Annotated in this window: 10 protein-coding genes; 2 read left to right on the top strand and 8 right to left on the bottom strand. The window is 29.6% G+C overall.

The window, feature by feature from the left end; translation table 11 throughout:
• Positions 1 to 154 precede the first annotated feature (154 nt).
• Positions 155 to 1,555, bottom strand: coding sequence for a dihydrolipoyl dehydrogenase (lpdA, locus tag L0U77_RS00825; RefSeq protein ID WP_233898233.1), 1,401 nt, complete (start codon positions 1,553 to 1,555; stop codon positions 155 to 157).
• 174 nt (positions 1,556 to 1,729) lie between these two features.
• Between lpdA and L0U77_RS00820 the strand changes: the two genes are divergently transcribed.
• The gene (locus L0U77_RS00820) at positions 1,730 to 2,965 is read left to right on the top strand and encodes a glycosyltransferase (protein WP_233900621.1); all 1,236 of its coding nucleotides are present in this window, start codon (positions 1,730 to 1,732) and stop codon (positions 2,963 to 2,965) included.
• 30 nt (positions 2,966 to 2,995) lie between these two features.
• Entirely contained in the window at positions 2,996 to 3,586 is a 591-nt protein-coding gene (locus L0U77_RS00815) for a hypothetical protein (protein WP_101917953.1), read from the top strand.
• Positions 3,587 to 3,671: 85 nt separating this feature from the next.
• On the opposite strand, the gene L0U77_RS00810 is transcribed toward L0U77_RS00815, so the two are convergent.
• The 7 genes from L0U77_RS00810 to L0U77_RS00780 all read right to left on the bottom strand — a co-directional run bounded on the left by L0U77_RS00810 (position 3,672) and on the right by L0U77_RS00780 (position 12,122).
• Complete coding sequence (locus tag L0U77_RS00810; protein ID WP_233899718.1) at positions 3,672 to 4,157, bottom strand: DUF4625 domain-containing protein; 486 nt, start codon at positions 4,155 to 4,157, stop codon at positions 3,672 to 3,674.
• Positions 4,158 to 4,230: 73 nt separating this feature from the next.
• Positions 4,231 to 4,989 carry a DUF4625 domain-containing protein gene (locus L0U77_RS00805; protein ID WP_233900620.1) on the bottom strand — a complete coding sequence of 253 codons (759 nt, stop codon included), beginning with the start codon at positions 4,987 to 4,989 and terminating at the stop codon, positions 4,231 to 4,233.
• A gap of 189 nt (positions 4,990 to 5,178) precedes the next feature.
• Positions 5,179 to 7,527 (bottom strand): TonB-dependent receptor, encoded by a 2,349-nt coding sequence (locus L0U77_RS00800; RefSeq protein ID WP_233900619.1) that lies wholly within the window; start codon positions 7,525 to 7,527, stop codon positions 5,179 to 5,181.
• Positions 7,528 to 7,785: 258 nt separating this feature from the next.
• Positions 7,786 to 8,121 carry a hypothetical protein gene (locus tag L0U77_RS00795; protein WP_233896960.1) on the bottom strand — a complete coding sequence of 112 codons (336 nt, stop codon included), beginning with the start codon at positions 8,119 to 8,121 and terminating at the stop codon, positions 7,786 to 7,788.
• Between the two features lie 156 nt (positions 8,122 to 8,277).
• Positions 8,278 to 10,299, bottom strand: a complete 2,022-nt coding sequence (locus tag L0U77_RS00790) for a M3 family metallopeptidase (RefSeq protein WP_233900618.1) — start codon at positions 10,297 to 10,299, stop codon at positions 8,278 to 8,280.
• Between the two features lie 141 nt (positions 10,300 to 10,440).
• Positions 10,441 to 10,920 carry a 5-(carboxyamino)imidazole ribonucleotide mutase gene (gene purE / locus L0U77_RS00785; RefSeq protein WP_233900617.1) on the bottom strand — a complete coding sequence of 160 codons (480 nt, stop codon included), beginning with the start codon at positions 10,918 to 10,920 and terminating at the stop codon, positions 10,441 to 10,443.
• A 44-nt stretch (positions 10,921 to 10,964) separates the two neighbouring features.
• Positions 10,965 to 12,122 carry a 5-(carboxyamino)imidazole ribonucleotide synthase gene (locus L0U77_RS00780; protein WP_233861199.1) on the bottom strand — a complete coding sequence of 386 codons (1,158 nt, stop codon included), beginning with the start codon at positions 12,120 to 12,122 and terminating at the stop codon, positions 10,965 to 10,967.
• Positions 12,123 to 12,153 lie beyond the last annotated feature (31 nt).

The raw sequence follows: 12,153 nt of genomic DNA, 5'->3' as shown, positions 1-12,153 counted from the left end.
ACTCGAATTCTAGCCCCGATTGAAGCAATTGTTTGAGCTCTTTTTTGTTTTTTTTAAAACAAAAAAAGCGAGTGCGGAAAGCGGGAAATAGCTCCAAAAAAAAAGGCAATCTCAAAACGAGATTACCTTTAAAAAAAATGTATTTTTAAATAGTTTAAGCATTTAAAGGTTGACCATCCCAGGCACCTTTTGCAGCTTCTTTCACAGCCTCCGAATAGGTAGGGTGACCATGACAAATTCTTGCCAAATCTTCCGCAGATGCTCTAAATTCCATAGCAACGGCAGCTTCCATAATTAAATCTGCAACACGTGCACCAACCATATGAACTCCTAAAATTTCATCCGTATTTTTATCAGCCAAAACTTTTACAAAACCGTCTAAATCTCCACTAGCTCTAGAACGACCTAAAGCACGCATTGAAAATTTACCAACTTTATAAGCAACATCAGCATCTTTTAATTCTTGTTCTGTTTTACCAACAGCCGCAACTTCTGGCCAAGTATACACAATACCAGGAATTAAATTATAATCAATATGAGGTTTTTGTCCCGCTAAAAATTCAGCAACAACAACACCTTCTTCTTCCGCTTTATGCGCTAACATTGCTCCACGAACAACATCACCAATAGCATAAATATTTGAAACATTTGTTTGTAAATGATCGTTTACATCAACCATTCCTCTATCGGTAAGTTTTACACCCGCTTTTTCTAAATCCAAACCTTTTGTAAACGCTTTACGACCAACAGCAACTAAACAATAATCTCCAGTAAAAGTAACTTCTTCCCCTTTTTTGTTAGTCGCTTTTACGATAACTTCATCACCGTTTCTTTCCACAGAAGTAACCCCATGATTAGCGTTAATTTTCATTCCTTGTTTCTTTAAAACTTTAGTAAGTTCTTTTGAAACATCAGCATCCATAGTAGGTGTAATTTTTGGAGCGTACTCAATTACGGTTACATCAGCACCTAAACGCTTGTAAACAGAACCTAATTCTAATCCAATAACGCCACCACCGATAACTAATAAATGCTTAGGAACTTCTTTTAATTTTAAAGCCTCTGTAGAAGTAATAACACGTTCTTTATCTAATTTGATAAAAGGCAATGTACTCGGTTTAGAACCTGTTGCAATAATGATATTTGTACCTTCAATTACTTCAGAAGTTCCATCATTTTTAGTAACTTTTACGTGTGTAGCATCTTCAAAAGAACCTAAACCTTCATGAACCGTAATTTTATTTTTGTCCATTAAATATTTAATTCCGCCAGTAGTAGTTTCCACGATATTCGCTTTACGGTCAACCATTTTTGTGAAATCGAAAGAAGGTTTTTCAACCGTAATTCCATGCTCTTCAAAATGATTTACAGCATCATAATAATGATGTGAAGAATCTAATAACGCTTTTGAAGGAATACATCCAACATTTAAACAAGTTCCTCCTAAAGTCGAATATTTTTCGATAATAGCTACATTAGACCCTAATTGTGCCGCTCTAATAGCTGCAATATATCCACCAGGACCAGAACCAATAATGATTAAATCATATTTCATAAGTCGTATTTTTAATATTTATGTTTTGCTGATAAAGTTACATTTTATCAGTTTTATGTTTGTTTTTTTAAGAATAATAGATGCAAAATTACATATAATAGTTGATTTGCTGAAGTATGTATTCGATTACTTTTTATCAAAAAATAACATTAATTATGCTAACTTTGAAGTCTTATGAAGCAACTTTTAATTATCGGATATGTTTGGGTAGAACCCAATTCTTCTGCTGCAGGAAGTAGAATGTTACAATTAATTGAATTATTTAAAAAGAATAATTATAAAATAACTTTTGCATCGCCCGCACAAAAGGGCGAAAAAGCATTTAATTTATCGGAAATTGATGTAAATGAAGTTTTTATTGAATTAAATTCGGCTTCTTTTGATGATTTTATCAAAGAATTAAATCCTGAAATCGTACTTTTTGACCGTTTTATGATGGAAGAACAATTTGGCTGGCGAGTTGCCGAAAATTGCCCGAATGCGTTACGTATTTTAGATACCGAAGATTTGCATTTTTTACGTAAAACTCGTCATCAGCAATTAAAAAAAGGCGAGATTTTTTCTACGGATGCTTTATTAAAATCTATCGATGCAAAACGAGAAATTGCGTCTATTTTACGATGTGATTTAAGTTTGATAATTTCTACGTATGAAATGAAATTGCTTCAAGATATTTTTAAAATTGATAAAAATTTACTGTATCATCTACCTTTTTTATTAGCTGAAATTGATGATGAAATCATCAATAATTGGAAATCTTTTGACCAGCGAGAAAATTTTATATTTATTGGGAATTTTTTTCACGCTCCGAATGTTGATGCCATTTTAACGTTAAAAAATCATATTTGGAAACAAATTCGCAAACAGCTTCCAAAAGCAGAAATTCATATTTACGGCGCGTATGCAACTCAGCAAATCAATCAATTACATAATAAAAAAGAAGGTTTTTTAGTAAAAGGTTTTGCTACGGATGCGATGGAAGTTGTAAAAAATGCAAAAATTGTTTTAGCTCCGATACGTTTTGGTGCAGGAATAAAAGGGAAATTAACCGAAGCCATGATTTGCGGAACACCAAGTATTACCACAACTATTGGAGCAGAAGGAATGCACGATAATCTGCCTTGGAATGGTTTTATTGAAGATGATTTCAATGAATTTGCTGACAAATCGGTAGCAATTTATTCGGATGAAAATCTGTGGAAAAAATCACAAAAAAACGGCATAGAAATTATCAATACTATTTATGATAAAGAAAAAATTGAAGTTCCTTTTATAAATCAGCTGAAAAAAATCCAAGAAAATTTAGACGAACATCGCACACAAAATTTTTTGGGAAGTTTGTTACAGCATCAAACTATACAAGCTACAAAATATATGAGCAAGTGGATTGAAGCTAAAAATTCAAAATAAATTCAAAAAAATTTTAAGAAATAAATTGAAATGCTAAAAAAAATAATTGTTATTCTTGGAATTTTTTTAATGATTTCCTGTTCTTTTAAAAAGGTTGTTTGTACGTATAATTATAACACAATTGCACACGGAATCGATTTTAAAAACACCAACGGAAAATGGGCATTAAATATGTTAAATATTCGTGGAATTAGGGGGACAGTTGATGATAATTTAAACACTATTGTTTTTGATAAATTTATGATTTGGACGAAAGGAAAAGTGGTTAAAAAAGAAAATTTTAAAGATAATCAAGGGAAGCAATATCCTTTTGAAATTTCAGAAAATCCGACAAAAGAAGATTTAATAAATTTTAAAAAAACGACAAATTATAATTACTTAATCAATATTTTTTTGCTAGAAGATATTCAAAACTCTAAAAATAGAGAAATAAAAGTAGTTATAAATATTTATGATTTAGGGAATCAAAAAATGATGTTGAGTCAAGAAGTAATTGGTTTTTTAGACAAAGAAAATGGAACAGATATTGGTAAAGATTTTAAAATCGATGTAATACCTGATATGATGTATAAAATACTGACAAAAGGGCTTAAGCGAATCGAAAAAAAATCAATTTATTAATTTTTATTATAATAATTTGTAATTTAAAAATTAAAAAAAAATCTAATATATTTTTAAATATATCAGATTTTTTAGGCTTCCGTAATTACTGAATTTTAATATCAACCGATGTTCTACTTTGCCAACCTGTAATATCAATTACTGAAATTTGACAATGATAATCGCCTGAATCAATATTTGTAGGAATTGAAATTTCTTGTGAAATTTCATAGGTTTTAGGTGTGTTTGTAATATCATAATTTTCCATAAAAATAAGCGGAGAAACAGGCGTTTTTATAGGGCTTAAATCGCACAAACTTCCTTGGTCATCGTGTGTATGATGGTCGAAATTATTATGAATATCAATCGCATAGGAAGCCAAACCGATGTTGTCGGCAACTTTTACTTTTATGATATATTTTTCTCCTTTTTTTAATACCGTACACGATTGTGGAAATCCGCCTGTATAATTAATATTGATACTCGGTTTTTCCTTGTCAATTTCTTCGGATTCATCATTACAACTTATCAGAAATAAGCTTAAAAACAATAAAATTCCTGTTGATTTGATAGTTAATTTTAATAAATTCATTTTATATAATTATTATGACAAAGCCTACAAGAAAGAAATTCAAGTAGGCTTTTTTAATGTTTTATATTGATTATTATTTTACAGTTAATGGATAAGACAGAACTACTTTTTCTTTATTTTTATCTTCAACAATGATATATAAATCGTATGTTTTGTTTGATTTTAATTTATCTGTTATTGTTAATTTTTCGTTTAAAGATATTTCTTTAATATCTTTATCAGCATAGTTTAATTCTTTTTCAATATAATATTTCCAACCTTCTCCTTCAACAAATTCAGGAATTAATAATTGAATATTTTTGATAGCATCTTTCGATTTTATAAGTGCTTTTACATTCAAATCTTTTCCTATAATTGCAATTTTATCATTTTCGCTAGCAGTTCCGTATTTTACATCTTTTACTAAAATGCTGTACGGCGTTACTTTTAAAACATCTTCTCTTGTTTTCTTTTTTCCTTTTTCATCTTCCACAGTTATTGAAAAAACGTAATCAGTAACTTTAGCATCATAAGAAATATCGACATGTTTATGAAAATTTACTTCTTTTGCACCAATATATTTTTCGGTGAATATTTCTTTAAACTTCCAGTCGCCTTTTACACTGTCTTTTAAATAAATTTCTACAAGAATATTTTTAATTTTTTCATCCGCAAAAATACCTGCGCCAATATGGATATTTCCACCTTGTTTTATGGTTTTATCGGTACTGTGTCCTGACCCAAATTCTAAATTAATAATTCCTAAAGCGGGTGCGATTATAATTTCTTCTTTTGTACAAGCGCCTAATGTTATTGCTAAAATAAGGATGCTTAAATATTTTTTGTAATTCATTTTAAATGGTTTTTTACTCTGTTTGTAACTAATTTATTTTTCTATGGATAAACCTTGTAAATTATTTTACACGATTATTTTTAATGATTATTTTTTTATCAGCATATATTAAGAAAGATTGGGTCTTTATTATTATAAGATGTGATAAAAAAAGGTGTTTTAAGTGTGTTTTTCATGATATAAAATTGCTTAAAATGTTTGTATAATGGTTATTGAAAAATTTCTATTAGGTTCAGGAACTTCAATTAATCGATAAAAACTGGTGTGATTAAAAACTGTTTTATTGAAAATATTATTTAATTTTCCTTGAATTTTCAGCGGATTTTTTTTCGAAAACACCGAAATATTAGTGTGTAATCCTGCATTAATTACGGTAGCTCCGTTGGTTGGTTTTTCAGGAGGAACAATATCATGTTGATTTGCCGTGCTTCTTAGATTCGAGAAAAATGTAGTTTTTTCAAAAACAAACCAATTATTAAAAGTATATTCAAAAGAAAGAACGCCTGTTAATGGTGGAGAAAACGGCAATGCAAAATTCTTCTTTTCGCCGTTTAATTGTCTTGATTTCACGTATTCTAAAGAGGCGGTAAATGCTATTTTTTTTAGAGGATTATATTTTAATGTAATTTCTCCGCCATATCTAAAAACCTTGTTTTGAGTATATTTATATTTCTGAAGCGTTTCATAATAGCCAGAAGTTGGGGTTAAATAAATATAATTATCAAAATAATTGGCAAAAGGCGTTAGTTGAATACTTGCTTTTTTAAAATTATTAAATTCAGAAAAATCAGCTTTAAATTCACCATCTATTTGATACGAACTTTCGGGTTTTAAATCGATTGTTCCCTGTTCGTATCGGTACATATGATAATTCACGCCATTAGAAGCAAGTTCATTAGCTAACGGAATTCTAAAACTCTTACCGATATTTATTTTATAAAGTCTATTTTTTAATGAATAACTAATTCCTGCGGATGCACTAAAATTATCAAAATGTAAATTATTTTTTGTGGCACGTTGTAGTTTTTGCATTGAAATAATGCCATTTTTATTAACAGGCGATAAAAATGATTCGTAATATGGTTGTGTTTTTAAGTTTCCGTAATCGTAACGAATACCAGCATCAACATATAAATTTTTATTAATTTTTAGTTGATTATACACAAAAGATCCCACTGTAAAACGAGTATATTCAGGAATAAGAAAACCCCAACCCGCAATATTATTTTGTTGATATTCTAAATTAATTCCTGTTGTTATTTTATAATTATCAAAAGAATAATTCTCATTTTTGATATTAAAATTATAGGTATTTTTAGTAAAACGGCGTTCCATGGTACTTGTCGGTTTTGACATGTATCCGTGTGCAATCGGTTCAGAATGTTCTTCTCTATTGTTTTTTTGAAAACCAATTTCGATATCTAACGTGTTGTTTTTTAGTGAAAAACGAGTATTGTTATTTATTTTAAAATGATTTACTTTATGAAGTGGTAAATCAATATCGTTGCTACTTTTATCGTAATTAATTTTAGAAGTTCTAACTTCCAGCCCGTGAGCATTGGCAAAAAAACCGTTTTTAGAATTTACATTACTAATATAAGTGGTTGAGTTTACGGTATCATCGGTATATCCTAAACTAAATCCGATATTATGATTTTTCCCTGCGGTATTTCGCAAATGGTTTTGATGTAAATCAAAAATATAATTGTCGTAGGTTATTTTATCAACAGGCACTTTGTAATCGCCATATTGCTGATGCGTTATTCGAGTTTTATAATACCAATGTTTGTAGCGTTGCTTTACACCAAATGAAATTCCATATAAATTATTGTTGTTTTTATGAGTGATATTCACTTCTCCAGCAAAGGAATTTACATTGGGCAGGGTATTATTTTTAAGATTAATGACACCCGCAATGGCATCAGAACCGTACATTAATGAAGAAGCTCCTTTTATGATTTCAATATTTTCAACATTATATTGGTCGATTTCTAAACCGTGGTCAGCTCCCCATTGTTGGGCTTCATGTTTTATACCGTTTTCAATAACAACAACTCTATTAAAACCAAGCCCTCTTATCGTTGGTTTTGATTGCCCCGAACCGATAGTTATTGCACTAATTCCAGCAATATTTTGAAGAGTTTGCATTAAGCTATTTTCTCTATTTTGAGCTAAAAATTTCGTGTCAATTTTTTGTTTTATAGCGGTATATTTTGAAAATGTTTTTATCGGTTTTTGCGATATAACGACTTCATTTAGTATCGAAACATTTTGTTTAAGGGCTATTTTTATGTTGTTATCAACAGTAAAACTGCTATTTTTTTGATAACTAACATAGCCTACATGTGTAACTTTTAGTAGTTTTTTACTGATATTTTTATCTGATAATTCATTGAATATCTGATAAAAAGTAGCGTTTCCGTTAAGGTTTGTATAGGTGTGTTTCTTGCCGATGCTCACATGAGCATTGGGTAGCACTTTTTGTGTTTTTTCATCAATTATAGTTATAGTAAGCTGATGCTTTTTTTGACAAAGCACATTTTGACTAAAAAATATAAGATAAAAAAATACACAAAATAAAGCGCGTAAGCTTCGTTTTGACATAGTAATCTTAAATAATCTGAATAAAAATAATGAAATTAACAGCTTGTTTTACAGTCAAATAGTTTTGTTATTTGATTATAAAATAGGTTAAAAAGTAGGAGTTTATGCTGATAAATAAATCATACAAGAACAGCATCAACTAATTTAGGTTGATGTATTATGTAATAGATAAATAATCAGGATAAAAAATAATTAAGAAATAGTAGGAGGTGCTCTTAATCTTTTAAGAGAGGAATAACAAAAAGTTTTAGTTATTGATTGATAGTTTTCAATAACAGTTTTGTTAATAAGAAAGGTTTTTAATAAAATAAATACTTTTGAAGGTTCATCAAAGGAAGTAAAAGCAAAGTAACATACATCACAATGGTCATTTACAGATTCATGTAAGTGTGTTAATTTTTCTTTACAATTATGATGTTCATCTTCTTCATGATGATGGCTTGCTTTAACAATACTAGGAAGCATAAGAAGAAACACCAAAAATACAGCGGTGATTTTACTTAAGAAACTATTTTGTTTTACGACCATTTATTTATTAAAAAAAAGCAAAGGTAAGTTATAAATTGAAGATACAATAAGGAGTTTTGTTAAAGTTTTAATTTTAAAAACGAAGCTTATTTTTTGAAATTGTAAAATTAATAATTACGAGTTATAGTTTTATAACTCGTAATTATTAATTGCTTTTTATGAAATTAATCCAGCACGTTTTAAAAGTGCATCTGGTTTTGGTTCTTTTCCTCGGAAGCGTTTGTATAATTCCATTGGTTTTTCAGTTCCACCTTTTGAAAGTACGTTTTCTTTAAATTTCGTAGCTACTTCTTTGTTGAAAATTCCTTTTTCTAAGAAATATTCAAAAGCATCGGCATCTAAAACTTCCGCCCATTTATATGAATAATATCCAGCAGAATATCCTCCTTGAAAAATATGAGAAAAAGCAGTACTCATACAATTTTCATCAACTTCAGGATATAATTTAGTATCCGCAAAGGCGTTATTTTCAAATTCTTTTACTGATTTAATTGTTTCTGGCGATTCGTTACCATGCCATTGCATGTCTAATAATCCAAAACTTAACTGACGTAAAGTTTGCATTCCTTCGTGAAAACTAGCCGATTCTTTAATTTTCTCCACATATTCCATTGGAATTGTTTCCCCAGTTTCATAGTGTTTTGCAAATAACTCTAAAGCTTCTTTTTCGTAACACCAATTTTCTAAAACTTGACTTGGTAATTCTACGAAATCCCAAGAAACCGAAGTTCCTGATAAGCTTGTATAAGTTGTGTTTGCTAACATTCCGTGAAGTGCGTGCCCAAATTCATGGAATAGGGTAGTAACCTCGTTAAAAGTTAACAAAGAAGGTTTTGTTTCGGTTGGTTTGGTAAAATTACAAACAATAGAAACTTGCGGACGCTCGTTAACATCATTTTTAACATATTGCGATTTATAAGAAGTCATCCAAGCGCCATTTCTTTTTCCTTTTCTTGGGTGAAAATCAGCATAAAAATGCGATACAAAATTTCCGTTTGTATCGGTAACATTGTACGTTTTTACATCTTCATGATATTTATCGATAGTAGTAATTTCTTCAAATTTTAAATCGAATAATTTATTGGCGATTTCAAAAGCACCATCAATTACATTTTCTAATTTAAAATATGGCTTCAATAATTCTTGATCTAAAGAAAAAAGCTCTTTTTTTAATTTTTCAGAATAATAAGCGCCATCCCATTTTTGAAGTTGGTCGATACCATCTAATTTTTTGGCGTATGCTTCTAAATTATCAAATTCACGTTTTGCGGCAGGTTTTGCTTTTTCTAATAAATCGTTAGAAAATGATAAAACTTTTTCAGGATTTTCTGCCATTCGTTCTTCTAAAACAAAATGAGCGTGCGTTTTATATCCTAAAATATTGGCTCTTTTATAACGAAGATTTACAATATCTAAAACGATTTGTTCATTATTGTATTTATTATCTTGAAAGGCTTTTTTACCTGCCGAAATAGCGAATTTTTTACGTAATTCTCTATTATCAGCATAGGTCATAAAAGGAATGTAACTTGGATAATCTAACGTAAAAATCCAGCCTTCTTTTTCTTTTGATTTAGCAATTTCTTTTGCCGCTTCTTTTACACTTTCTGGTAATCCTGATAAATCATTTTCATCAGTTAAGTGCATTTCAAAAGCATTTGTTTCAGCTAATACATTTTCTCCAAATTGTAATGATAATTTTGATAATTCTGCATCAACTTTACGTAAATCAGTTTTATCAACATCGTTTAAATTAGCACCATTTCTAGCAAAACTTTTGTATTGTTTATCTAATAAAGTAGTTTGTTCAGGTGTTAAAATTAAAGAATCTTTTTTTTGATAAACTGCTTTTACTCTATTAAAAAGTGCTTCGTTTAAAGTTATATCATTTCTAAATTCACTTAACAATGGAGAAAGTTCTTTGGCTATTTTTTGAATTTCATCATTAGTTTCAGCAGAATTTAAGTTGAAAAAAATTGAGGTAATTCTATTTAATTTTTCTCCTGCAAAATCTAAGGCAACAGTTGTATTTTGAAAAGAAGGCGTATCAGAATTTTCAATAATACTTTTAATTTCTTCTTTTGCTAATTCGATTGCTTTTTCAATAGCGGGTTTATAGTGTTTTTCTTCTATTTGAGAAAAAGGAGGTGTTTTAAAATGGTGTAATAAAGGATTCATTAAATAGGTGCGTTTTAAAATGAATAAAAAAGTAAAAATAACGAAATTACTTGTAGCAAATAAGGTTTAAAAAAAGTAGTTAATAAAAAACCTCACCAATTTTAAAATTGATGAGGCTTGATAATTTTATAGAATTGAATTTTATTTACGAACTCTTTCAGACGCTTTTTCAACCTTTAGTTTTAATTCCTCTTTGTAAGCTATAATTTTATCTAAAACTTTAGCATCCGAAGCACCAATAATTTGTGCTGCTAAAATACCTGCATTTTTTGCACCATCTAAAGCTACAGTTGCAACTGGTACGCCTCCTGGCATTTGTAATATTGATAAAACAGAATCCCAACCATCAATAGAATTTCTACTTTTTACAGGAACTCCAATTATTGGTAACGGGCTCATAGATGCTACCATTCCTGGTAAATGAGCTGCTCCACCTGCACCTGCAATAATTACTTGAATACCACGTTTGTGAGCATTTTTAGAATAGTCAACTAATTTTTCAGGAGTTCTGTGAGCAGAAACAATATCTACTTCTATTTTGATATTAAAACTTTCTAAAATATCGATTGCTTCTTGCATGATTGGAAGATCTGAATCGCTTCCCATTATAATACCTACCATAATTTTATGTTTTATTATTTTGAATTAAATAATTAATTCAAATATTATTTACTAATAACTCGAATCGTTTCTTTGACTAATTGTGCTATTTCTCTAGCTTTTTCAATTTCTTGATGTACAATTGTTACGTGTCCCATTTTTCGGAAAGGTTTGGTTGTTTTTTTTCCATAAATATGTGGGGTAACGCCATCAATTTTTAAAATTTGATTCATATTTTGATATACAACATCACCTGTATAACCTTCTTCGCCAACTAAATTTACCATAATTCCAGCAACTTTACTGGCGGTATTTCCTAAAGGAAGATTTAAAATACTACGCAAATGTTGTTCAAATTGATTGGTATAACTTGCTTCAATTGAATAATGCCCCGAATTATGCGTTCGTGGTGCTACTTCGTTTACTAAAATTTCATCGTTTTCAGTTTGAAACATTTCAACAGCTAATAATCCGACGAAGTCTAAAGTTTTAGCAATTTTTAAAGCGATTTCTTGTGCTTTTTTCGCGACAGATTCTTCAATTCTTGCAGGACAAAGTACATATTCAACCTGATTTGCTTCTGGATGAAATTCCATTTCAACAACAGGATATGTTTTAATATCGCCGTCTGAATTTCTAGCAACAATTACTGCCAATTCATTTTTAAAAGGTACTAATTTTTCAGCAATACATTCTCCTTCTGGTAACGATTGTAAATCATCATAAGTACGCACGACTTTTACGCCCATACCATCGTAGCCGAATTGTGCTGCCTTCCAAACAAAAGGAAATTCAATGATATTACTTTCGTAGGAATGTTTTAATTCCTCTAAAAAAGCAAAATGTGTAAAATCTGCTGTAGGGATTTGATGTTCTTTATAAAATGATTTCTGATGTGCTTTGTTCTGAATAACTCTTAAATTCGAAGGTTTTGGATAAATAGTTATCCCTTCAGCTTCTAGTTTGTCAAGCGCATCAATATTTACATTTTCTATTTCGATGGTTAATACATCTACTTTTTTTCCGAAGTTATAAACCGTATCAAAATCAAATAAATCACCTTGATGAAATTCATTACAAATTTGTGCACAAGGAGCTTGGTGGTTATCGCCTAAAATAAGGGTGTAAATATCAAATTTTTGAGTTTCGGCAAGTAGCATTCTACCTAATTGTCCGCCACCGAGAACGCCTAATTTAAAGTCTGAAGAAAAATAATTTTTCAAGATAAATAATTTAAAATGTTGTGATGGCAAA

The sequence above is a fragment of the Tenacibaculum piscium genome (assembly GCF_021390715.1).
GTDB classification, from domain to species: Bacteria; Bacteroidota; Bacteroidia; order Flavobacteriales; family Flavobacteriaceae; genus Polaribacter; species Polaribacter piscius.
Note: the sequence above shows the minus strand (reverse complement) of the source record. Positions and strands in the feature narration are given on the sequence as shown.

Coding starts and splice junctions, on each gene's coding strand:
- L0U77_RS00815 (WP_101917953.1), top strand. CDS start 2,996: ATGCTAAAAAAAATAATTGTTATTCTTGGAATTTTTTTAATGATTTCC.
- L0U77_RS00790 (WP_233900618.1), bottom strand. CDS start 10,299: ATGAATCCTTTATTACACCATTTTAAAACACCTCCTTTTTCTCAAATA.
- purE (WP_233900617.1), bottom strand. CDS start 10,920: ATGGTAGGTATTATAATGGGAAGCGATTCAGATCTTCCAATCATGCAA.
- L0U77_RS00810 (WP_233899718.1), bottom strand. CDS start 4,157: ATGAATTTATTAAAATTAACTATCAAATCAACAGGAATTTTATTGTTT.
- L0U77_RS00805 (WP_233900620.1), bottom strand. CDS start 4,989: ATGAATTACAAAAAATATTTAAGCATCCTTATTTTAGCAATAACATTA.
- L0U77_RS00795 (WP_233896960.1), bottom strand. CDS start 8,121: ATGGTCGTAAAACAAAATAGTTTCTTAAGTAAAATCACCGCTGTATTT.
- lpdA (WP_233898233.1), bottom strand. CDS start 1,555: ATGAAATATGATTTAATCATTATTGGTTCTGGTCCTGGTGGATATATT.
- L0U77_RS00820 (WP_233900621.1), top strand. CDS start 1,730: ATGAAGCAACTTTTAATTATCGGATATGTTTGGGTAGAACCCAATTCT.